Consider the following 23838-nt stretch of genomic DNA (forward strand, 5'->3'; position numbering starts at 1 on the left):
GCAGTTTGCCATGCAGCTTTATAAAAAGAAAGAAAGGACTATGCCTCTTCTTCTGTTGACGAGCGTAGCTTATTCATTTGTTCGAACATTGCTTTGGTATAATCCACCAGCTTACTGACTTCTTCTTTATCTTGGTTTAACCATTGTAAGATGCCAGCCAGTTCATTTTGCAAACCAATATCGCCCGCTTTATTAAACGCCTGTTTCAAATCGTCATTAAATGGCGCTATTTTCTCAGCAACTTCTTTTTCAGGAGCAGGTTTATATTCTTCATACCCTTTAATCGCTGCTACTGTTTTGGTTTGTTTCAGATCCATGGTAAAGCCGACTAGTTGCTCGTTACCTAAGTTCAGCTCTTTAGCTTGTTCAAAGGCTTCTTCTAATGAACCAGAGAAGAATGTTTCGCTAACACTCTGCAAGTCTTCCATCAATTCATTGATAGCTTGCTGCTCTTGCTCATTTAAATCACCATTGACCGACATCGAGAATGATAAATCACGTGATTGCGAAGACTCACTGACAAAGGCTTCGTTGTCGCCATTTTTGCTATAGCTGCTTGCAGACTTACTTTCGTATGCATCAGCAAAGCTAATACTTACTTCGTCACCTTCAGCGGTGGTGAAAGTGTACTCCGCGTTATTACTTAAACTGATGTATTGAGCCTGGCTTACTGAAACCGCATTAGGTTTAGGATTGAACAAGTCTTCTTCTAATTCATCAATACCTTTAAAGATACCTTCTTTAGACTTTTCGATGCCCTCTTCGATGTCATCGTTAAGAATACCTGACTCTTTAAGCTCATCATACGCATCGTCGATGCCCATTTGCACACCTTTACGTGCATCACCTAGCATGCCTTTGAGTTTTTCATCATCAGCACCATCAGCTTTTGCTTTACGAAGTGCACCGCCAACAAAGTCGAGTACGTTTTTCACGATCTCTTCAAAGTCGAACAAGGGTTTATCTTTTTTCTCTTCGGCTTTAGGTAAACCAAGTGCCTCAGCAAGTTTATCATCAAGAACTTTTGCCGCGAGCTCACGACCGCGTTGTTGATAACTATCTTGACGATTTTGAATGGTAGGCTGTTGCAATGCCTGCTTGCCATTGTATTTATTCACATTTGTATTAGGCATATAGCCTAGGTTGCCAATTTTCATGATCCGACTCCATGTTATGGTTAACTCATTATCGGCCAAAAACCAAAGAACTTAAGTTTTTTGTATAAAAAAACGACACTAAAATAAATAACAAAACTAGACAAATCCTCAGCGCTCCCTACAATAGCGCCGTTATAAAGCTAAGAGATAAAAGGTAATCAGCCATGGCGGTTATAAAAATTGATACAACTCAATATGATGCACAATTGAGTGAGAAAGAGCAGCGCATCACCTCACAGTTTCGACGTTTTGGGGTCGAAAAATTAGAAGTGTTCGGCTCTGATCCTATTCATTACCGCCAACGTGCAGAGTTTCGTGTTTGGCATGAAGGTGAAGACCTGTTTCACATCATGTTTGATCAACAAACTAAAGAAAAGATCCGCGTAGATGAGTTTGATCCTGCAGCACCTTTAGTGGGTGAAGTGATGCAAGCGATGATCGAAAACTTAAAAGACAATGAAGTTCTGCGCCGTAAGCTGTTTCAAATCGATTACCTTTCAAGCTTAAGTGGCGAGATCCTTGTTAGCTTGTTGTATCACAAACAACTAGATGAGCAGTGGCTACAAGCAATTAAAGAGCTTAAAGCAAAACTGAGCACACAGTTTAAGATTGATTTTATTGGCCGTGCTCGTAAGCAAAAAGAAGTGATTGGTAATGATTACGTTATCGAGCGTTTAAACGTAAACGGTAAAGAGCTTATTTATCAGCAAGTCGAAAATAGCTTTACGCAACCGAATGCGAAAGTAAACATCAAGATGCTAGAGTGGGCACAAGCGCTTTGCCAACCCCTCAATAATGACTTACTAGAGTTATATTGTGGAAATGGTAACTTTTCGATTGCTCTTGCGGGTTCATTCGACCGGGTATTAGCCACTGAGATATCAAAATCATCGGTTTACTCAGCACAATACAATATTGCACAAAACAAGGTTGAGAACTTAGATATCATTCGTATGTCGAGTGAAGAGTTCACTCAAGCAATGAAAGGCGAACGTACCTTCTCTCGTTTAGATGGCATAGACCTGAAAAGCTATAACTGCCAAACAATCTTGGTGGATCCACCACGTGCTGGAATGGACACGCTAACTTGTGACCTAGTTGCGAACTACGACAACATTATTTATATCTCGTGTAATCCCGATACCCTAGAACGTGACCTTGATCATTTATGCAAAACCCATGAAGTAAAACGTTTTGCAATTTTTGATCAATTCCCTTACACCCATCACATTGAATCAGGTGTGTTTTTACAACGTAAATAAAATCACTCTGCCAGCGCAGCAAATAGCGCTGGCAACTGCTGCTCGCTGAATACAGCTATACCATTGTCAGTTAACAGCCTTGCAGTTAACCCCATCCCTGAAATTTTCTTTCCTGAATGACTACCATCGTAAATAGTATTGCGACCACATGACGGGCTTGATTCTTTTAACAACGCATAGCGAATGCCCTGTTTTTTGCAAAGTTTAAGTGCTTGTTCTGCGCCATAAGCAAACTGCACTGTGACATCTTGCGCATCTTTGGTAAGTACTCTACCCACTTTGATTTCTGCAGGCGGTTTTGGTGTAGGTAAGCCACCAGCTACTTCAGGGCAGAATGCAACGAGCCTTTCTTGCTGTTTAAGAGTTTCTAAACCAGGATGGAGTAAGTTTTGCGATTGCCCGTCATAACGAACAGGGTTTCCTAACAAACAGCTTGAAACTAATAGTTTTTGCATTTGCTTTACCAATAAAAAAGCTCCGCGAACGGAGCTTTGAATTAAATTTAACTAATTAGCTTATTTATCAGCTAGGTAGTTAATTAAATCTGCCATGCTCTTTGCATCACTGATACCTGAGTCCGCACCTAAGATTAAGCGATATTTACCATTAACAATAAAAGTTGGAACGCCTTTTAAAGCACCTTTTTGTTGGTAGTATTCTTGGTCGCGTTTCATTTTAGACGCCATAGTACGTACAGAAAAGCTGTTGTAGTACTTATCAAAATCTTCAGCCGATACACCTTGTGAAACGAAGATGTCTTTCATATCAGCTAGTTCGTTAATACGAGCACGCTTACCGTGAATATGATTAAACACAGCGGCTACTAACGCGTCTTTCTGTGGTAACACATTAGCCGTCGCATAACCTTGCGCTAAGATGGTTTGAATTTCTGGGTCACGAGGACCTGAAAAATCAACATGGCTCTTTTTGAATTTAACGCCATCTTTAAGAAGTGTTTTAAGCTCTTTCACAACTGGCTCGAAGTTATTACAGTGTGGGCAGTAGAATGAGAAGAACTCTTTTACTTCTGGCTTTTTAGAAGCGCGTGCATCAATCGTTTCATAATGCTTACCTTCTTCATATTGAGCAGCTGAGGCATTTGCCGCTAAACCTAGCGTGGCAGCCATTAATACAGCTTTTACTAACTTGATCATTACTTCTTTACTCCAAAATTATTGTTTTAATAAAAATTCGACTAATTCATCAAGCATCTGCTGGCTCTTGATGGTATTTAAATTAATTTTGTATTTATCATTGACGATAAAAGTTGGTACACCTGTTAAGGCGCCCATGTCTGAATATTTTTGCTGCTTATCTTGCATCGCTTTTTCAGCGCTAATCACTGGCATGCTTGCAATTTCAGAATCAAACACTTCATTACTAATACCATTAGTTGCAAGTAGTGCTTTAACGTCTTTCATGTCTTTAAGTAAGGCACGTTGTCTATGGATGCTGTTAAAGATTTGATCAGCTACTTGTTCTGCTTTGCCATGTTGCTTAGCAATTAAGTAGGCATAGCTTAAGTTACTTTGAGTTTGCTTAGACACACCGCCTAAAAAGTTAACATGACTTTTTACAAATTCAGTCCCTTCAGGAAGACTTGCCGTTAATGCTTTTGCAACTGGTTCAAACTGAAAACAGTGTGGGCAATAAAATGAAAAGAACTCGGTTACTTGAGGTGTTGCACTTTTCTCAACTTTTAATACTTCGTATTGATTACCTGCTTCAAAATCAGCAGCAAAGGCCGCAAAAGGTAAACATAAAATGAGTAGACTTAACTTTAATTTTTTAAACATTGTTCTCTCGACTTTATTAACTTTAAAAATTTATGGTAATAATTTTAATGGTGCTTCTTGTAGCGCTGCAAGCTGTTCTTTTAACGCTAGTATTTGCTGCTCCCAGTATTTGTCTTCAGCAAACCATGAAAAGTTCCGCGGGAACGCAGGATCATCCCACCTTTTCGCCAACCAGCCCATGTAATGCACCATTCGCATCGCTCTAAGTGGTTCAATCAGCTTTAATTGGCTGTGATCAAAATCGCTAAATTCTTCGTACGCTGCGACTAAAGTGTCTAACTGTAACAGTTGATTGTTACGATCGCCACTGAGCATCATCCAAAGATCTTGAATTGCAGGTCCTTGTCGACTGTCGTCTAAATCAACAAACATTAATGCATCACCAGACCACAGTATATTGCCGGCATGACAGTCACCGTGCAGACGAATAGTTTCAACATTTTTATACTGCTGTGTGGTTTCTTTGATCACCAAATCTAAAATAGTATAAAAGGCGTTCTCTAATGCCATTGGCACCAAGTTACTTGCCTGTAACTGAACTTTAGCTGTCTTAAGATATTCTTCACAGCTGATCACAGGTCTATGTTCAAATGGCTTTGCTTTTGCTACTTGGTGCATTCGCCCAATTAAGCGGCCAAGTACATCGAGTTGATCTAAATTATCAACTTCAAAAATACGCCCGCCCACACTTGGGAATAACGTAAACAAATAACCATCATGCTCAAATAAGCTTTGCCCTTCGATAATTACAGGTGCAACAACTGGCACTTCGGCCTCAGCGAGTTCAAATGCAAATGCATGCTCTTCTAAGATTTGCGCCTTACTCCAGCGCTCTGGACGGTAAAACTTAACAACATAACGATGGCCATCTTCTGCTTTAAATTGATAAACACGGTTCTCGTAGCTATTTAATGCCAGCAGCCCTGATTCAGCATAAACACCGATACTTTCAACCGCATCTAAAATTGAATCGGGTGTAAGGTCTACAAAACTAAATTTACTCATAATGCCTCATCATATAAAAAAAGCGGGAAAATCCCGCTTTTTATTCATTCGCTCAGTGTACTTAATTATCGCGCCTTAAAGAAGTTACTCGGCTGTGAAATCTGCACATCAGGCTCACCATCGATAGAAAGTACGAACTCAAACTTCGTCATCGGCTTTTTCAAATCATATGGATCAACAACCAATGACAGTGGCACGTTATAAGACTCGCCAGAAGGTACTGTGAAAGTTTGTTTGCCAATGTACTCAAAGTTATCAAGCCCTTCAACACGAATATTAAAGGTTTGCTGATGCTGAGCTTTGTTAATTACTTTTAGTGTATAGGTGTTTTCAACTAGGCCATTAAAGTCAACACGGTATAGCTGATTACGGTCACGGATGATATCCAACTCCATCGGTTTACGCATCGCAATATTTGCCACCAGCGCCCCTGTTAACACCACTAAGATAACTAAATAACCAATTAACTTAGGGCGCAGTGCGTGTGTTTTGTTGTCTGGCGTTTCTAAGTTGCGTTCTGTGGTGTAGGAAATAAGTCCGCGTGGGTAATTCATTTTATCCATCACCCCATCACACGCATCGATACATGCACCACAGTTAATACACTCATATTGTAAGCCGTTACGAATATCGATCCCCGTTGGGCACACCTGCACACATAAGTTACAGTCGATACAATCACCTAAGCCAAGCTCTTTTGGATCTTGCTTGCGTGAACGTGGGCCGCGGCTCTCACCACGTGCCTCATCATAGCTCACGGTAAAGGTATCTTTATCGAACATAGCTGATTGAAAGCGAGAATAAGGACAAATGTGTAAACACATGATTTCGCGCATCCAACCCGCATTACCATAAGTACAGACTGCAAATACGGCTAAACAAATATACGAATACGCTGTTGCATCAAGGGTAAAAAGATCAGGTAGCAACTGGCGGATAGGCGTAAAATAACCAACAAAAGTAAACGCTGTATAAAGTGAGAATAACCACCAGCTACCGTGCTTGGCGCTTTTTCGCCAAAACTTATCAAAGTCCATCGGGCGTTGATCTAGTTTCTTTCGCTGATTAGCTGTACCTTCAAACTTTTCTTCAAACCAAATAAAAATGAAAGTCCAAACAGTTTGTGGGCAAGTATAACCACACCAAACCCGTCCATAGAAAGTAGTTACTAAGAACAACGCAAACGCCGCCAACATTAAAATGAAAGCAAGGATAGTCAGATCTTGTGGCCAAAGCGTTAAACCAAAAATGTTAAACTTTTGCCCTACCAAATCGAACAGTACAGCTTGCTGGTCATGGAAGTTGATCCAAGGTAGTAGCATGAACGCAAGCATGCCGATAAAACCAATTCGCTGCCTTAACAATTGGTGTAAACCCGTTACAGCTCGAACATAAATACGGTTACGTGGATTAAATCTATCATCGAGGGAAGCATTTTCCGGTTTCTGGATTTTTACTTCCGTTGGGATATTTTTAACCTTAATCTGATTATCCATTAAAATTCCTCAACGCCACTAGGAAATAATACTCAAACATATGTTTGCAGTAAGAGGTTTCTGTGCCAATAAGCAAATCAGAATACATCTCATTACGTTCAAAGATTTCTGAAACTTTAAATCTATATATTGCATTATACTCAATCTATGGAAAATTTCAGGGTTAGATTTCATATACGAACTTTTAACTATTTAATCGTATCTGCTTGCTTTTAAAACAACCATTTTATTAAACTTGCAGCTACCACCTATTCATTCAGATCAAAGTTTATTGGACTATGAAAAAATTTCTCATCTTAGTGCTTATAATTTTAGCACTTTTCACAATTGATCATCCTTTGATCAAAGAACCTAGGGACAGGTTACTAGGTGAGGGAGTCGGTATGATTTCTGATGCTAGTAAGGTAAACCGAAGTCCTGCCGCTAATATGGCTAAAAATAATATTAAGTCACAACTTAATTTATCAAACTCAGAGCTTGAGTATATTGAAGACACATTCACTACCGACGATAAACTACAACTCTTTCACCTTCATTATTGCCGTGAAAAAGATATTAACTTGTACTTTTATGGCGAACGCTTGAATCGTGTTTGTAGTATTGTTTCGAATGCGCTTGAAGAAAGGCTAAACAAGTAATGGACTTTTCTGCTTTAAACAAAAAAACCAGCGACTCGTTTGCTAAACAACGTAATATGCTAAAGAAGCTGGGCAAGGGTCAAACCTTATACTGCGAAGAGTGTAAAGGCGCCCTCACCTTAGATTTGAAAACTGATCAGCCAGGTAAAGGCGTTGTATGCTGTGCCAAAGGTTGCACAAACATCCTACTCGAGCTGGGTTAGTTCCAGCTCTCATCATTATATAGTTGGCTATTTACAGCAACGACTTCAATTAACTCTGCAAAGCCAGCGGCGAATTCATTCATTACTTCATATTGCTGCTGGCATAGTTGCCCTTCAGATAAACCATTATCAGTTGCAAGGGCTGCAATTTCACTCGCTTCAAGGGTAAAAAAGCCTAAGCTTTGCAGAGCTGTAGCCAAGGCTTCTTTTAACTCATCAGCTAACTGTGGCGCGCTTAATAGCTTGTTAACGTAACCTTGCGCACCATGCATAAAACCTTGGCTCCAATGCTGACATTCTTGAATATCTAGGTATTGTTGCCCTTGCGAGCTCAGCTGTAGGCTCACAGGTAATGCAAAACCCGTCTCGAATACTTGTTCGCTGATCTGTTGATATAAAGCCATAAATGCAAACAGCACTTGCTCATCCATTTGCCCATCAGAACCAGGTGCAACTTCTTCTAACCACTGGTGAACATCAAGCGGCTCAGGAGCACAGATCACCGCAAATAAATAACCTTGGGTTTGCGCCAAGCTAAGCGCATCTTGATGCTGCGCTAAAAACTGACTTAAAAGCTCGCTTTGCTGCTTTGAAAACTCAGGTAATTGCATACTATTCAATTAATCCAATTTAAAAGTTAAGCGGATAACGACCTTCGTTATCAGGACGACCAAGAAACTTCGCAGCATCATGCACTTCTTTCGGTAAGCTTGCTTCAGGTTTAATATAACCAGCTACTTTAAAGTCTAGGTTCGCTTTTAATACTGCATCAGCTTCAAGCCCTAAACGGTTTTCAGGGTCTACAAGTACTGCTACATCACCGGATTTACAGCTTAAACGGCCACTTAAAGGACCAATGCTAAACCAGTTATTCATTCCTTTCACATCAATGTTCGGGCTCGCAATTTCGCCGCTTAGACTTTCACAATAAGGCTCGCCTGAACTGTACTCATCTAAATCTACAATCACACGACCTTGCGCACTAATCGGCAAAGGTAGTTGTAAACGTTGCATGGCACGTTCAACTGTTAAGCGTAAAGTGGTCTTTTTCACAGTAACCGCTTGGTTAAATAAACCGTAAGAAAAATCAGCATGGCCTGAAATATCCGCTTTATCACGAGGATCACCAAAACGTACCGTACCCACTAATTTACCTGTAAACAGTGACCACCCCGACAATTGCCAACGCACATTGTTTAATTGCTCACCATCAAAACGTACCTGCATAATGCGCCCGTCCCATAGCGTGCCACTGGCTTTACCTAATTGTAATTGCTTTGGTAAATGTGGCTTGGCTAAATCAAGTGCAACGGCAGCGGGTGTTTTTACCAGCGTAAACACCAAAAAACACATCACAAACACTGTGATTAATAAAATAACTCTTTTCATCGTTTACTTCTCTAGTACCAAACGACTTACACGCACAAAGCCTGATTTGTCATCTTTACTTAAATCTAAATTTTCGATTAGCACGCCATGTGAATTAACCAGTTCATCTAACCATTCAACAAGGTTATTAAACTCAACAGAGTCAATGGTTAAACGAAGTGAATTGTCATTTGGCTGCATTTTGCTAATGATAATTTGATAACGATTACGGGTGCTATTAACGATTTGGCTTAAGCTACGGCTGCTCGTATTACGTGCATTACCACTCGCTTTAAGTTTAACAATACTTTCATCAACCAACGCCAACAGCTCTTGCTGTTTTATTGTGTCTTGCTCTGCTTTTTCGATAGCAGCGTTAAGTGGACGAAAGACCCCCATAACCAGCACAAAAATAACAAACACACCACCTGCAACCATTACAAGTTGCTGCTCTTGCTCTTTTAACGAGCGCCAATAATTGATTATTTGGTTTTTCATGCCGCACCTCGTAACTTAATTTCACCAACGACATAATCACCATCATTGTTCAGCGAGCCTTGATTTACGGTTAAGCCACGCTGTTCTAAAATTGCTTTTACTTTACTGAATGACTGGAAATCTTTGCCGCGCGCGCGAATACGTAATTCGTTACGACCTTGATCATAGCGAAGCGTTTCTGGTGTGAAGTCGTTTACTTCACTAAAAATCGAGACAAGATCGTTAGTCAAATCTAAGAAGCCAGCAGTGCTGCCACCTTCTATCAATGCAAGTTCGCTGCGAATTTGACTACGGATAAGCTGAGGTCGCACTTTTTTATTTGGAAAAGCACGCTGATAATTAGCAACCACTTCTGCTTTTGCGGCTTCAAGCTGGTTATTTAACTTATAAAGCTCAAGCGACTTAACACCCACACTGCAAACTAGTGCAACACCTGCTGCAATAGCTGCTTTTTGCCAATAGCCCCACCAAATCGCTGATTTTTTCTTAAGCTGATAAACACCTTGGCGAAGGTTGAATTTCACTTCAGGTAACTGCTTAGCAAATAAGGCTAAAGGTAAATCGTATTGCTGCGTTTGAGCACTAAGGTTAACTGTGTCAGGAAAAGCCGTTGCAGGGCTAAAGTGTGCAACATCAGGGTTACCTAATGCTGTTAAATAGCCAGCAAGCCAGTTCGGCTCTACAGCGGCAATATGCCAATTACCCTGTTTACATAGCCACTGGCCATTAAGCTCAATAGCGCGTAACTGAGTGTTGTCATCAACATCAGGTAACAATAAAGCATCCGGCAGTATTTTATATACTTCGATGCCATGCTCATTAAACTCAGCTAGCCATTGCTCAAACCATTCACGATCGGTCATCGCGATGTTAATAGCGTGCTTTTCATCAACAAGTGTTGGCTCAGCAATCGCTATGAACAAGTCATCAACATCACAGGCTATTTCTTCTTCTAGCATGTAAGGAAGTGCTTGCTCTAACTTACGGTTCCACTTAGTTGGTAGGGTAACTGTTTTAAGTTGTACCTGATCGCTTGGTAAAAGTGCGACTACTTCCCGTGATTGTGCTTTTTCTGTTAGCTCACCAAGTTGTGTTGCATTGGCAATTTCGCCGCTAGCAATTATTTCTTGTTCTATTGGTGAGTAAATTAGCCAGTTAAGGCTGTCTTTTAACGTTTGACCCGTACGGATCAACAATATCTCTGTCACTGTACGCCTCCAAATTTTCGCGCCAGTATCGTTACTGTACCATTAGTGGCATGGAGTAAGGTGGTCATCGAAAAACGCAGCTCTGCAAATTCAGCCTGCGTTTGTAGTTTAAAATATTCACTGTTGATACTGAATAGATTTTCAACGGCTTTCACGTTTTGTGCGCCTTGTTGGTTAACCTCTTCAAAAAAAGCTTCTAAATCATCATATCCATCTTGAGGACGTGATGATAATACCGCTTCAGCGCCTGAAAGGCTTAAGCCATCAATAAGCGAGCTTAATAAAATCGCACTTTCTGCAGGTAGTGTATTAACGTTTATTTGCAGCAACTCACTGCCAGGAATAACACACACAAATGGTAAGAGTTTCTCCATAACGAGTGGGTTAAAACCTTTTACCAAACGAAGTTCAGAGGTCGAAGCAAAGTAACTATTTGCCGTCATATATGGGTATTGTCGAGATAAATACTCATCTTCTTCTGCACCCGAGCGATAGGTAATACTATCTTCATCTAACCAATCAAACACACTATCGGTCATGGCTTCTTCTGATTCATCCGTTGGTAAATTCTCAATGTTTTCTAATAATGCCAACAATGCCTTATGTGCTGGGTTCGTTTTATTATTTGGATCCGTCTGCGGATCGGGCTTTACATGCAATGCATTTAAGTTTAAACATGCTTGTAAATCTGTAATCGTGCCACTTAAGGCACCATTATCAACAGGATAAGGAACCCCGCCCTGCTGCGCCCAAATTTGCTCTAAATGCGTTTTATCAGGATCATCTTTTTTAGTTTGTTTTAGTGCTTTAATTGCCAGCTCTTCAGCTGCAAAGGCATACCATTTAGCCTGTTGATGGTTTTGAATATTGCTACTACGCTGCACTTGCACCATTAAATTAGCACTCATCTCAACGGCTAACATCGCAGCCAGCGCCACAATAAATAGCACAATAACAAGCGCCGCACCTTTGGAGCGATTCATTGTAGTCATGACTAGCCACCCGTTCCGCTATTATTATTGTTATTACCATTAGCGCCGTTATTACTATTATTTGTTTGAGTAGTTACTTTGCCCTCACCTGGCACCAAAAACACGCGACGAATTGGCTCCTGTTCTATTTTTTGAATAGTGACTGCAACCGCTTTTGGCAGCGCTTTAATTTGCCACTGCTCTTGCCACTCGTCTTTGTCATCTAAAAATTCAAACTTCAGATCTTCAATATCTTCTAAAATAACTTGTGAGCGCGGCTCCATGTTATCTAGTTGATCAACATACACCCGATACACTCGTTCAAGATTATCATCTATCACGCGATAACCAACCGCTTGCAGTTCAGAGCGCGGTAATAGATTAATCGGGTTAATCCAACCATCACGAACAAACCCAATACCATCGTATTGGCTATCAAGAATATAACGACCAGCCAAAACATACGTGTCTTGAAAATCACCGGCTTCGTTTCGAACCTGACGTTTAGTCATTTGACTAAAATCTTGGTCCATCAAACGAAATAAGGTTTGATAACCATTTAACTCAGCAATCGTTTCGTCTGAGGCTTCTTTTGCTTTGGTTGTCGAATCCAGTATTTGATGGGTCGATAACACCACAAAGGCTAAAATGCCCATGGCGACAATTACTTCAAGTAAGGTAAAACCGCGTTGCTTCACTACTTATCACCTTTATTCAAATAAGTAGAAAGCTCATACACTGGGTATTCAAGCTTTTCATCGGCGAATACGTTAATGGTGACCTTTACAAAGGTTTTATCAGCAGTAGGAACCACATCCTGACGCCAGTACCATTCAAAACCAGCGAGTGTTTCAGTGCCTTTGACGCCACTTTTGCCTGTCCATTTATCGCCTTTAGCGCGCTGCTCAACCATTACGTTCTCGGCAACCCAAGAAGCATAAGTTTGTTCTTCAATCGACGATAGGTGATTAATGTGCTCACCGGTTGCCTGCATTGCGGCAATACCGGTCATTGCACAAATAGCCAAGGCAACCATCACTTCGAGTAAGGTAAAACCTGCTGACTTATTCATTACTCAGGCTCCATACGAAACTTTACCGGGGCCATAAATTCGCCTTCGATAAAATATTGTGGTTCACGCTCATCTTTAAGCTCGTAAATCAATTGAAACGCACTGACTTCGCCAGAAGATAAAATAAGGACTTGCGGTATTTTGAGCTTTTGCAGCTCAAGTAAGCTGTCTTCGTCACCACCGCTCATTAATTCACGCCAGTTGGACTGCTCTAGTAAGTTATCTTGTGCCCAGGCTAAATCATCAAGGTTAAGAGTGAGTTCAAAGCGCTCATCAACCTTAATTGGGGCAAACAATTTTTCACGGTCAAAAGTAACCCACTTATCACCGTCAAAAACTAAAAATTCAAATGTATCTTGGTCAAGATGAAAGCCCAGCTCAACCTGATTTAAAATCGCAAACTCAGACGCCATATTAATCGTGGTATGTAATCTGAGCGCTTGTTTTTCGAGTTCTTCTTCAGCACCACCATCAAAACTGTAGGCAACCATTTTGGTGACAAAACCTATCACCACGAGCACCATTAATATTTCGATGAGGCTAAAACCCTTCGCGTGCTTAGCACGGCCAGCCAAACGCAAACGACCAAGGCTTACCATAATAGTAAGCCTTGCTGTGTATAAGCTTTATTCAGTTGGCTGAATTTAGGCATTATTACTTTTCTTCATCCCAGTTACCGATATCATCATCAGTACCTGCTTCACCATCAGGACCCATTGAGAAGATATCAATTTTACCGATTTCTCCTGGGCTGATTAGTTGGTAAGGGTTACCCCATGGATCTTCTGGTAACTTCTCAAGGAAACCGCCATCAGGAAAACGCTTTGGAATTGGCTCAATGCTTGTTTTATTCACTAGCGCTTCTAAGCCTTGCTCTGTGGTTGGATACGCTTTGTTTTTAAGCTTGTATAGGCTTAACGCATCTTCAATTTGTTGAATATCTAGGTGTGCTTTATCGATTGCAGCTTCTTCTTGCTGACCCATGATATTTGGCGCCACAATTGACATGATCATACCGATGATAACCAGTACTACCATGACTTCTAGTAATGAGAAACCTGACTGTTTGTTCACAAAAATACCTCTAACTTTCTTCAAAAATTTATTATAGAGCTGCAGTGTTAGCTGCTAATTGCTCTAGTGTTCCCTAATTTAAAGACCTACAGCCTTATTCATTGCCATAATCGGCTGTAGTATTGCCATAACAATAAACAATACAATTACCGCCATTGAAGCAATCATCGCGGGCTCTAATAGTTTCAGAGACACGTTTACCATGCTCTCAAACTCACGATCTTGGTTATTTGCAGCACGTTCCAGCATTTGCTCAAGTTCACCTGATTTTTCACCACTGGCTATCATGTGTAGCATCATAGGTGGAAAAAGCTTGGTTTGCTGAAGTGAAGCACGAAGACTCGCCCCTTCACTTACACGTGTTGCAGCATCTTGCACTGACTTTTTCATTTTTTCGTTAGCCAGTACACCACCTGAGATACGCATTCCTTCAAGTAGCGGCACTGAGCTTGACGATAAAATACTTAAAGTTCGGGCAAAACGCGCCGTATTAACACCGCGAGCTACCTTACCAATGCCCGGTAAATGCAGCACTTTTTCGTCATACCAGTAACGAATATGCGGCTGTTTAAGCGCTTGCTTAATGGCCACAGCTAACACGGTTATAATGACTAAACTAATAAACCAGTAGTTTTGCACAAAATTACTGGCGGCCATCACCCACTCGGTAGTCCAGGGTAATACTTGTTTTGATTTTTCGAAGGTCTTCAAGATTTTTGGTACCACGGTACCTAATAATACAGAGACAATCGCAATAGCAAATACCACAAGAATGGTTGGATACACCATCGCCTGTGTGATTTGACTACGCATATGCTGACGTTGTTCCGTGTAATCTGCTAAACGATTTAAAACTTGGTCTAGGTGACCCGATTTTTCACCAGCTGCCACCATAGCACGATACAAATCATCAAAGACATGCGGAAACTCGCTCATGCCATCAGCTAAGGTATAACCTTCAACAACCTTTGAGCGCACGGCCATAAGCATGCGCTTTAAACGCGGCTTTTCACATTGCTCAGCCACCGCCATGACAGCCCCTTCAACAGGTAATGCTGACTGGATTAAGGTTGCAAGCTGACGGGTGATTAATGCTAAATCTGAAGTCGAAATTTTTGGTTTAAAGAAACTCCCAAATAAAGAGCCCTTTGCCCCAGTAGCTTGCTTTTCACCTTCTGCAGCAGCAACGACCTCTAAAGGCATTAAACCTTGATCGCGCAAAGTTTGGCGGATTTGCTTTACCGTATCGGCTTCAAGAATGCCTTTTTTCTCTTTACCTCTGCCGTCGAGGGCACGGTATTCAAATGCTGCCATGATTAACCTTCCTCACGTGTTACACGCAAGACTTCTTCTAAGGTAGTGCGACCTGCAAGCACGCGATTACAACCATCTTGGCGAATACTTGGGCTATGTTTACGAATATACTTTTCAACACTTTGTTCGCCTTTACCGCTGTGGATCATTTCACGAATTGTTTCATCAACAACCAGCAATTCATGAATACCCGTACGACCGCGATAACCATTAAAGTTACACTCTTCACAACCAACTGCACGATAAATTGTTGGCGGCTCAGCAGGATTAACACCTAGTAACTGACACTCGCGCTCATCAGCAATGTGACCTTCTTTACAGCTATTACACAAAGTACGCACTAAGCGTTGTGACAATACACCGAGTAACGATGATGACAGTAAGAAAGGCTCTACGCCCATGTCTTCCATACGCGTGATAGCACCAGCAGCCGTGTTAGTATGCAGTGTTGACATCACCAAGTGACCGGTTAATGACGCTTGCACACCAATTTGTGCTGTTTCAAGGTCACGGATCTCACCCACCATCACTACGTCAGGGTCTTGACGAAGAATAGCACGTAAGCCACGTGCAAAGGTCATATCAACTTTGGTATTAACCTGAGTTTGACCAATGCCTGGGATCTCGTACTCAATTGGATCTTCAACGGTAAGAATATTACGGTCCCGTGAATTAATTTGGCTCATACCCGCATACAAGGTGGTACTTTTACCAGAACCCGTGGGACCGGTTACTAAGATAATACCGTGCGGCTTACTGATTAAATCAGCAAACAATTCACGGTTACGCTCAGTCATACCTAAATCTTCTAGGTTCAGGCGTGCGTTGTTTTTATCAAGTAGACGTAGCACGACACGCTCACCAAAGCTTGATGGCATAGTCGATACACGCACATCTACGGCACGACCTGCAATACGCAAACTAATACGACCATCTTGCGGAATACGCTTTTCAGCAATATCTAGCTTTGCCATAACCTTAATACGCGACACCAACAGTGAAGCGAGTTTACGGTTCGGCTTTAAAACTTCTTTTAATACGCCATCAACCCTGAAGCGGATTACCAGCTCTTGCTCAAAGGTTTCGATATGAATATCTGAAGCACCTTCTTTAATTGCTTCGCTGAGCATCGCGTTTATCAGCTTGATGATTGGCGCATCATCATCACCAGCAAGGAGATCTTCAGTTTGCGGTAACTCATCTGCAAGCGAGAATAAATCAACCTCGTTGCCGATATCTTCCATCATTTGCTGTGTTTCAGAACTATCACGCTGATAAGAAGCCTCAAGCAACAGCTCAAATTTATCATCAGGTAATTGTTCTAGCGAAAAACCATGACCCGCAATACGACGCACCTCAAGTAAAGCGTTAACATCCAACTCACCGCGGTAATAAACTGTCCAGTTGTCTTGATCTTTACCCAACAGCACACCTGTGCGACGCGCATACGAAAATGGCAACCGCTTAGTTGGCAAGCTAACAAGATCATCACTTGTTAGCAGCTCATCATGATTAGCTGATACGTCTGATGCTAGCTCGTCATTGATTTCAGAAATTGCATTAGTCATCGTTGCGCTCATTCGCGTTTTGTTGTTTTAGATATTCTTCGTAAGTTGGTGGTAATACTAAGGCATCATCCCACTCTGGAAGAATTGGCGCATCTTCTAATGGCATTAAATCAATACCATCTTCTTTTTGTTTGTGTTGTTCGCCACGGATAAAGTTATATTTTGAGTGGCTTAATTTATTCATGCTGATGCCATCACGTACAATGGTCGGGCGAATAAATACAATCAGGTTACGTTTACGCTTACTGGTGCTGGTTGAGCGGAATAAATGGCCAAGTACTGGGATATCACCTAATAATGGCACCTTAGAGACACTTTCTTGCACATCTTCATCAATCAAGCCGCCCAGTACAACCATACCACCATCATCAGCCATAACCGTGGTTTTAATGGCACGTTTGTTTACTGAGATATCAACCGCAGTAGCACCACTCACACTTGACACTTCTTGCTCAATCGTTAACTGAACTGCTGAACCGTCATTGATTTGTGGTGTCACTTTAAGTTTTACACCTACTTCTTGACGTTCAACTGTTTGGAATGGATTCGCATTATTTGAGCCTGTTTGCGAACCTGTGATAATAGGTACCTCTTGACCTACAATCATCGATGCTTCTTCATTATCCATAGTTGTCACAGACGGCGTAGCAAGAATATTAGAGTTTGTATCGGTTGAAACAGCTTGGATAATTGCACCCCAATCGTTTTTAACAATCCCCATGGCTAAACCATTGATACCACCTAGTAATGAGGCAAGTGCCGTTAAGTCACCTTCTTGTGTTTCAGAAGTCTTGGTGACTGTACCAGTTTCGGTACCTACAACCGTACCTTCAATCGTTTTATCGCGTGCTTGCTCAGCTGCAACGGCTAACGAACCAACTGGTACTGTTGTGCCGTTGTTAAACTGCATCATTCCGCCTTGCTCTGAAATCCACTGTAAGCCTAAGTTGATACCATCAGCTTCTAAAACTTCAACAATGATAGCTTCAACTAAAACTTGCGCACGACGCACATCAAGACGCTCAATTACTTGCTCAAGCGAGCGCATGGTGTCAGGCTGTGCAGTAATAACAAGTGAATTTGAATCAGGGTGTGCTTCAATACTTGTTTCGTTTTGATTACGAGAGCGCGTTTTAGTTGCACCGCCTTGCGCATCTTCTGCTAGTGTTTTGCTTACGCCCTGCAATACTTTTACAAGGTCTTCTGCTTTGGCGTAATTAAGGTAGATAACTTTAGTGTTACCTTGGTTTTCTAATTCACCATCTAAACGGCTAATTAATTCAACAGCACGAGTACGCGCTTGCGCTTCACCACTGACAATCACACTGTTAGTTCGACCATCAGCAACTACTTTAGGAATTAGAAATTCTGGAACGCTTCCTTTACCGCCATCTTTATAAATATTCTCAACAACAGACACAACATCATCTGCGGTAGCAAACTTAAGCTTTACAATATCAACACGCTTGTCACCAGCTTGGTCAACAGAGCGGATAATTTCTACTAAGCGGTTAACTGACGCTGCATGGCCGGTCAACATCATCACGTTCGCAGCATTAAAGTTAGCAACGTGGCCGCCATCTTTTTGATCGCTAAATTGACGAACTAGCGGGCCAAGCTCTTGTACGCTTACATTTTTAACACGTACAACTCGCGTTACCATCATATCGCCACTGGCTTGGTTATCCTCAGTGATAAGCGGTACATTTGACTTTTTAGCGTCAGAGCTTTTTTCAATTTTGATAATACCGTTATCCATCTCTACAGCTGAATAACCATAAACCTCAAGTACATTTAAAAAGAACTGATAATAAAGCTTTTCATCCATTAACTCATAACTGCGCACATTTACTTTGCCACGCACATTTGGGTCAATAATGACGGTTTTATTTAAATTTTTACCAACGATATTAATAAACTCATTAATATCAGTGCCTTTAAAATTAGCCGCATACTCAACAGCTGAAACTGAAAGCGATAATCCTGTTAATAAAAAAAGCGCTGCATATTTAGCTAACCCTTTTTTGATTTTTGTGAGGTGTAGCGCGTGAACCATTCTATAAAAACTCCAAAGCTAGTTATTGCAGGCTAAATTGCACATCAATTTGCTCACCATCGCGTTCGATAGTGATACTTGCGTCAGTACTATTTCGTAATTCGTTTATTGCTGACATTGCCTGTTTCAAATCATTTAATTGATAGCCATTAATCGCAATAGCTAAATCATTATTCATTAGTCCCATTTGCTTAAATAAAGCAGGATCTTTACCTGGGCTTAAGCGGTACCCCACTAACTCGCCATCAACCATCGCTTGAGAGACGCGAATGTAGTCAAATAGTTTACCGGGATCGTCTAATACTTCTTCACGCGTTTCGATGAGCGCTTCTTTTACCTCTTCATCTTCAGTCGCATTTATTTCATTATTTTCGACAAGTTGAGGGCCTGCAGTTAATTCTGATTCATCACGCTCTGCTAACACTGGCATAGACACCGTTTTCGTAAAATCTAGACCATCAAGCATTAACGTTTCAAAACGACCGCTAACATCTAAAATTACTCGGTCAGGTAATACTTGAGCAAGCTTGGCGCGAGTGCCTTTAATTGCATCATCGACAACATAGGTTTCTTGTTTTCCTTGAGATTCGATAATAGCAAGACCTGCTTGGTCATTTTGGCTTACAGCAACAATGCCGGTTAGGTTAATACTTAGACGTGTTTCAGGGGCGTTGTTAATGACTTGATTTTGTTTAGCGGCAGACTTTTTAGTTTCGACAACAACTTTGCCGAATAAATTTTGCTCAATTATTTGTCGAGAACTGACAGTCTCAACTCGCTTTGCCATGGTATTAACACCTGTTACTGGCAATGCGCTTGTATCGGGTTCTGGCCATACAAGCCAAAACAGCTTGGATGACAAAAAAGCAATGTAAACAACAACTAACAGCACTACAAATGCACTTAGCTTGGCATGAGGTAAGCCGTTCAAAAACTGTTTAACTTGTTGTAAGTGTTGATCCATAAACTCTATTTCTTATTTTAATTTACTGCTTGATAGCTGGCCTATAGTACCTTTTCATTTTTCATTCAACAAGCACACGTATATTAAACTTTGTAAACAAGGTAAATTCAACGAACAGGGGCTGCAAGGAATAACTATGACTGTTTCTTTGTGATTAAGTTTCATGGTAAATTTTGCCTATATATCAGCAGCTATAAAAGAGCACAATTGTGTCAAAAGGTAACACTCATAAGTCACAAGACAAACAAGACGAATTAAGCGTGCGCCTTGATAAATGGTTATGGGCTGCCCGCTTCTACAAAACCCGTTCAATAGCAAGAGACATGGTGCAAGGTGGCAAAGTGCATTATAATGGACAACGTACCAAGCCCAGTAAAATTGTCGAGGTAGGTGCAGTAGTTAAACTACTACAAGGGGTCGATGAAAAGGTAGTGACAATTGAAAAGATCCTTGAAAAACGTCAAGGCGCCCCCGTTGCACAAACCTTATACCAAGAAACTCAAGCAAGCATTGAGAAACGCGAAGCAAATGCTATCGCCCGTAAGAACAACAGCTTCTTTGCTCCACATCCTGATCGTAAACCAGATAAGAAGCAAAGACGTGAACTGTTAAAAATGAAATCAAGTTAGGTAATGCAACTCATGCAACAAGATTTACTTCATCGTTATATATTTGATCAGCTCGATGTACGTGGTGAACTCGTACAAATTGAAAACACTTTTCAAGAGATGATCGCAAACCATAATTACCCAGCACCTGTGCAAACCTTATTAGGTGAACTACTTGTTGCTACCTGCTTATTGACGGCTACTTTAAAGTTTGAAGGCGAAATTGCCGTTCAACTACAAGGCGATGACCCAGTAAAATATGCCGTAATTAATGGTGACGATAAACAAAACATGCGAGGCATCGCACGCCTTCAAGGTGAAGTAACCGGTAGCTCAATAAAAGACTTAATTGGTAATGGCTATATGGTTATTACAATTACGCCAACTAAAGGTGAGCGATACCAAGGTATTGTACCGTTAGAACACGATAGCTTAGATAAATGCCTTGAAAACTATTTTGAGCAATCGGAACAATTAAAAACACGTCTTTGGTTTGCAACTGAAGTAACAGCAGACACAGCAAAAGCAGCAGGCTTATTCTTACAAGTATTACCCGTTAATAAAGAAAAGTCGGTAGAAGACTTTACTCATCTAGAAGCGATTAGCAACACAATCAAAGATGAAGAGTTACTAGGTTTAGATGCTAACACTGTGCTGACTCGACTTTACCATGAAGATAATCCTCAGTTATTCGAACCACAGTCTATTAGTTTCCGTTGTGGTTGTAGCAGAGACAAAACAATTGCTGCACTAGTTAATGTAGGTCAAAACGAATTACTTGCCGACGTGCAAGCAAATGGTGAAGTAAAAATTAGCTGTCATTATTGCTTAAAAGATTACATATTCAACGAGCAAGATATTAAAGCCATTTTTAATTAATACATCATAATAAATATTATTATATTCAAAGCCGCCATCAGTGCGGCTTTTTTATTAAAAATAATATCAAAACTAATGATACCGGTGTCATGAAAATGCGTCATTTTATGACACCGGTATCATTGAAATTATTCATGTTTTTTGCCAAATATATGCCTTTTTAGGCCCTTCAGACACTCGAATATCCCTAATCCTTCTGTTACTATTATTTTAGCAAAAGGGAAAACTAAGAACCCCAGAGCTATCCCGTTCAATCTCTCACAATTTAGGTATAAACATGACTGCAAACGCTACTAGTTTTGTTGATTCTACAGCAGCTGAACTTGTCGAACACGCTATTCGTCGTGGCGAAGGGACTCTAGCCGCTAATGGTGCTTTTGTTGCTAAAACCGGTGCTCGCACTGGCCGCTCTCCAAAAGATCGTTTTATTGTTCAAGAGCCAAGCACTGAAAACGAAATCCAATGGGGCAACGTTAACCGCCCATTCGATGCAGACAAGTTTGACGCGTTATGGGCACGTGTAGAAGAACACGTGAAAAGCAACGACCACTTCATCTCTCACCTAGAAGTTGGCGCTGATCCTGAGCACTATTTACCAGTTGTAGTTACAACAGAAACTGCATGGCATCATATTTTTGCCAAAAACATGTTTATCGAACCTCAAACATACAATACTGCAGACTTCCCTGAGTGGCAGGTAATGAATGTACCTTCATTTGTATGTGACCCAGAGCGTGATGGCACTAACAGTGACGGCACTGTAATCATTAACTTCGCACAACGTAAAGTTCTACTAGCTGGTATGCGCTACGCTGGCGAAATGAAGAAATCAATGTTCTCTGTACAAAACTTCCTACTTCCTGCAAAAGGTGTATTACCAATGCACTGCTCTGCAAACGTAGGTGAAGCAGGCGACACTGCGTTATTCTTCGGTCTATCTGGTACAGGTAAAACAACATTATCTGCAGACCCTACTCGCTTCCTTATTGGAGATGACGAGCACGGTTGGGCACCTGGTAGCGTATTTAACATCGAAGGTGGTTGTTATGCTAAATGTATCGATCTTTCACAAAAGAACGAACCAGTAATTTGGAATGCAATTCGTTTCGGTACAATCTTAGAAAACGTGGTACTTGACGAAAACCGTGTACCAGATTTCCATGATACAAGCCTTACACAAAATAGCCGAGCTGCTTACCCACTAGAGCACGTTGAAAAACGTAAAGTAGAAAACCGTGCTGGTGAGCCAAAAGCCGTTGTATTCTTAACATGCGACGTAAGCGGTGTATTACCACCAGTTTCAGTACTAACTGAAGAAGCTGCTGCATACCACTTCCTAAGCGGTTACACAGCGAAAGTCGGTTCAACTGAAATCGGTTCTACAAGCGACATCGAGTCTACATTCTCAACATGTTTCGGTGCTCCTTTCTTCCCACGTCCTGCTGGCGTTTATGCAGAGCTTCTAATGAAGCGTGTACGTGAATTCGGCGCTAAAGTATACCTAGTTAACACAGGTTGGACAGGTGGCCCTTACGGTACTGGTCAACGCTTCGATATCCCGACTACACGTGCTGTAGTTGATGCAATCGTATCAGGTAAACTGGCAGATGTTGAAACTCAACACATCGACGTTCTAAACCTAGATGTACCAGTGGCTGTTCCTGGTGTAGACAGCCAACTTCTTAACCCAATCAATACATGGGAAGATAAAGAGAAGTACGCAGAATATGCAAACAAACTAGCTTCTGACTTCACTGAAAACTTCGCTAAATACGATGTTTCAGAAGCAATCAAATCAGCAGGTCCAAAAGCTTAATACCAAGCTTACCCTCAGATTAAAAAACGCCAGCTATATGCTGGCGTTTTTGTTTTTGGTTCATAAGCTGATGAGTTGCGAGTTGCTAGAGTAAAGTTAGCGAGTTAGCAAGGGGAAAGTTTTAATACTGGCGTAGGTTGGGTAGAGCGAAGCGAAACCCAACATAAAAAGAGCTATCAGCTTTCAGATGTCAGCGAACAGCCGCGCGGTGTGGTTTTTTGGGTAAGAGTCTCCCTAAGCAATAAAGCCCTGCCAAGGCACTTCAGAGTTGTCTATTAGCAAGATAAAGCTTGAAGGTCTGGCGTAGGTTGGGTAGAGCGCAGCGAAACCCAACAGCGTGGTAATTCGTCATGCACAATGAAGAGGTAAAGCTCATTAATAACAGACGAATTAGCGCAAGGTGAAGTAAGCCATTTTAGAGATCGCTAACCTGTTAGACCAGTAGAGATTTTAAGAATTTTTAACCATGGGTTATGATACCAATCCGCTTAATTAAGTAGTCTATTTTGAGGCAATAAAACCTCGTTGATAACAAGGCAAAAATTTCGTTATTTAGTTGTTCTAAATGAGAAATTTTTAACGCAGTTAGCGACAGGTTTTATCCCTCAAAATGATTAAGTATTATTGCGGGTTGGTATGAAGAGGTTCACATGGATTGTGTTGGGTTTCGCTCCGCTCTACCCAACCTACCTGGCTGACAGCTACAAACGCAAAAAAGCCCGACTCTTTCGAATCGGGCTTTCTCTTATTTGGAGCCTGGCGATGACCTACTTTCACATAGCAGCTGCTACACTATCATCGGCGCTGTTTCGTTTCACTACTGAGTTCGGCATGGGGTCAGGTGGGTCCAAAACGCTATTGTCACCAAGCAAATTTGGTTTGTTA

The 23838-nt window shown here is 41.2% G+C and carries 25 protein-coding genes and 1 rRNA gene; 6 read left to right on the forward strand and 20 right to left on the reverse strand.

What is annotated here, in order from left to right; all coding sequences use genetic code 11:
- Positions 1–38: 38 nt before the first annotated feature.
- The gene (locus tag ACRWSG_RS07330) at positions 39–1157 is read right to left on the reverse strand and encodes a DUF5610 domain-containing protein (protein WP_235378215.1); all 1119 of its coding nucleotides are present in this window, start codon (positions 1155–1157) and stop codon (positions 39–41) included.
- 164 nt (positions 1158–1321) lie between these two features.
- Between ACRWSG_RS07330 and trmA the strand changes: the two genes are divergently transcribed.
- A complete protein-coding gene (gene trmA / locus ACRWSG_RS07335; RefSeq protein WP_138601224.1) occupies positions 1322–2419 on the forward strand; it encodes a tRNA (uridine(54)-C5)-methyltransferase TrmA in 1098 nt (365 codons plus the stop codon).
- Between the two features lie 2 nt (positions 2420–2421).
- Here the strand turns inward: trmA and ACRWSG_RS07340 are convergent, their stop codons facing one another.
- The 5 genes from ACRWSG_RS07340 to ccoG form a co-directional block, all read right to left on the reverse strand.
- Positions 2422–2874, reverse strand: coding sequence for a 2-thiouracil desulfurase family protein (locus ACRWSG_RS07340; RefSeq protein WP_462165983.1), 453 nt, complete (start codon positions 2872–2874; stop codon positions 2422–2424).
- A gap of 60 nt (positions 2875–2934) precedes the next feature.
- Entirely contained in the window at positions 2935–3573 is a 639-nt protein-coding gene (locus tag ACRWSG_RS07345; protein ID WP_138601230.1) for a thiol:disulfide interchange protein DsbA/DsbL, read from the reverse strand.
- Positions 3574–3591: 18 nt separating this feature from the next.
- Positions 3592–4215 (reverse strand): thiol:disulfide interchange protein DsbA/DsbL, encoded by a 624-nt coding sequence (locus tag ACRWSG_RS07350; protein ID WP_339982972.1) that lies wholly within the window; start codon positions 4213–4215, stop codon positions 3592–3594.
- Between the two features lie 30 nt (positions 4216–4245).
- Entirely contained in the window at positions 4246–5220 is a 975-nt protein-coding gene (locus ACRWSG_RS07355) for a serine/threonine protein kinase (RefSeq protein WP_199529357.1), read from the reverse strand.
- Positions 5221–5285: 65 nt separating this feature from the next.
- On the reverse strand, positions 5286–6716 hold the full coding sequence (gene ccoG / locus ACRWSG_RS07360; RefSeq protein ID WP_462165985.1) for a cytochrome c oxidase accessory protein CcoG: 1431 nt from the start codon (positions 6714–6716) through the stop codon (positions 5286–5288).
- Positions 6717–6994: 278 nt separating this feature from the next.
- On the opposite strand from ccoG, the gene ACRWSG_RS07365 reads away from it, so the two are divergent.
- Positions 6995–7354: a hypothetical protein gene (locus ACRWSG_RS07365; RefSeq protein ID WP_054554852.1), complete on the forward strand. Its 360-nt coding sequence runs from the start codon at positions 6995–6997 to the stop codon at positions 7352–7354.
- Complete coding sequence (locus ACRWSG_RS07370; RefSeq protein ID WP_054554851.1) at positions 7354–7557, forward strand: hypothetical protein; 204 nt, start codon at positions 7354–7356, stop codon at positions 7555–7557. Before ACRWSG_RS07365 ends, ACRWSG_RS07370 begins: the two co-directional genes overlap by 1 nt.
- On the opposite strand, the gene ACRWSG_RS07375 is transcribed toward ACRWSG_RS07370, so the two are convergent.
- The 13 genes from ACRWSG_RS07375 to gspC form a co-directional block, all read right to left on the reverse strand.
- Positions 7554–8168: a YecA/YgfB family protein gene (locus ACRWSG_RS07375; RefSeq protein WP_166339812.1), complete on the reverse strand. Its 615-nt coding sequence runs from the start codon at positions 8166–8168 to the stop codon at positions 7554–7556. The two genes, ACRWSG_RS07370 and ACRWSG_RS07375, sit on opposite strands and share 4 nt — an antisense overlap.
- Before the next feature lie 19 nt (positions 8169–8187).
- Positions 8188–8946, reverse strand: a complete 759-nt coding sequence (locus ACRWSG_RS07380; RefSeq protein WP_138601242.1) for a type II secretion system protein N — start codon at positions 8944–8946, stop codon at positions 8188–8190.
- 3 nt (positions 8947–8949) lie between these two features.
- The gene (gene gspM / locus ACRWSG_RS07385) at positions 8950–9423 is read right to left on the reverse strand and encodes a type II secretion system protein GspM (protein ID WP_462165986.1); all 474 of its coding nucleotides are present in this window, start codon (positions 9421–9423) and stop codon (positions 8950–8952) included.
- A complete protein-coding gene (gspL, locus tag ACRWSG_RS07390) occupies positions 9420–10631 on the reverse strand; it encodes a type II secretion system protein GspL (protein ID WP_462165987.1) in 1212 nt (403 codons plus the stop codon). Before gspL ends, gspM begins: the two co-directional genes overlap by 4 nt.
- Entirely contained in the window at positions 10628–11614 is a 987-nt protein-coding gene (gene gspK / locus ACRWSG_RS07395; RefSeq protein WP_462166909.1) for a type II secretion system minor pseudopilin GspK, read from the reverse strand. Before gspK ends, gspL begins: the two co-directional genes overlap by 4 nt.
- Positions 11615–11625: 11 nt before the next feature.
- Complete coding sequence (gspJ, locus tag ACRWSG_RS07400) at positions 11626–12300, reverse strand: type II secretion system minor pseudopilin GspJ (protein WP_138601245.1); 675 nt, start codon at positions 12298–12300, stop codon at positions 11626–11628.
- Entirely contained in the window at positions 12300–12674 is a 375-nt protein-coding gene (gene gspI / locus ACRWSG_RS07405) for a type II secretion system minor pseudopilin GspI (protein ID WP_462165988.1), read from the reverse strand. The genes gspJ and gspI overlap by 1 nt, the downstream gene beginning before the upstream one ends.
- Entirely contained in the window at positions 12674–13273 is a 600-nt protein-coding gene (locus tag ACRWSG_RS07410; RefSeq protein WP_054554844.1) for a prepilin-type N-terminal cleavage/methylation domain-containing protein, read from the reverse strand. The genes gspI and ACRWSG_RS07410 overlap by 1 nt, the downstream gene beginning before the upstream one ends.
- Positions 13274–13328: 55 nt before the next feature.
- Positions 13329–13748 (reverse strand): type II secretion system major pseudopilin GspG, encoded by a 420-nt coding sequence (gene gspG, locus ACRWSG_RS07415; protein ID WP_054554843.1) that lies wholly within the window; start codon positions 13746–13748, stop codon positions 13329–13331.
- Positions 13749–13826: 78 nt separating this feature from the next.
- A complete protein-coding gene (gene gspF, locus ACRWSG_RS07420; protein ID WP_054554842.1) occupies positions 13827–15062 on the reverse strand; it encodes a type II secretion system inner membrane protein GspF in 1236 nt (411 codons plus the stop codon).
- A 2-nt stretch (positions 15063–15064) separates the two neighbouring features.
- Complete coding sequence (gspE, locus tag ACRWSG_RS07425; RefSeq protein ID WP_054554841.1) at positions 15065–16630, reverse strand: type II secretion system ATPase GspE; 1566 nt, start codon at positions 16628–16630, stop codon at positions 15065–15067.
- The gene (gspD, locus tag ACRWSG_RS07430; RefSeq protein WP_054554840.1) at positions 16623–18686 is read right to left on the reverse strand and encodes a type II secretion system secretin GspD; all 2064 of its coding nucleotides are present in this window, start codon (positions 18684–18686) and stop codon (positions 16623–16625) included. Before gspD ends, gspE begins: the two co-directional genes overlap by 8 nt.
- Positions 18687–18708: 22 nt before the next feature.
- Positions 18709–19650 carry a type II secretion system protein GspC gene (gene gspC, locus ACRWSG_RS07435; protein WP_138601248.1) on the reverse strand — a complete coding sequence of 314 codons (942 nt, stop codon included), beginning with the start codon at positions 19648–19650 and terminating at the stop codon, positions 18709–18711.
- A gap of 206 nt (positions 19651–19856) precedes the next feature.
- Here gspC and hslR point away from each other — a divergent pair, with 206 nt between their 5' ends.
- The 3 genes from hslR (at position 19857) to ACRWSG_RS07450 (ending at position 22953) form a co-directional block, all read left to right on the forward strand.
- On the forward strand, positions 19857–20279 hold the full coding sequence (hslR, locus tag ACRWSG_RS07440; RefSeq protein WP_462166910.1) for a ribosome-associated heat shock protein Hsp15: 423 nt from the start codon (positions 19857–19859) through the stop codon (positions 20277–20279).
- 12 nt (positions 20280–20291) lie between these two features.
- Positions 20292–21137, forward strand: a complete 846-nt coding sequence (hslO, locus tag ACRWSG_RS07445; protein WP_462165990.1) for an Hsp33 family molecular chaperone HslO — start codon at positions 20292–20294, stop codon at positions 21135–21137.
- Positions 21138–21414: 277 nt separating this feature from the next.
- Complete coding sequence (locus ACRWSG_RS07450) at positions 21415–22953, forward strand: phosphoenolpyruvate carboxykinase (RefSeq protein ID WP_462165991.1); 1539 nt, start codon at positions 21415–21417, stop codon at positions 22951–22953.
- Positions 22954–23707: 754 nt separating this feature from the next.
- Here ACRWSG_RS07450 and rrf read toward each other — a convergent pair.
- Positions 23708–23822: ribosomal RNA gene (gene rrf / locus ACRWSG_RS07455) — 5S ribosomal RNA — on the reverse strand.
- Positions 23823–23838 lie beyond the last annotated feature (16 nt).

This window comes from Pseudoalteromonas sp. GB43 (genome assembly GCF_054923805.1).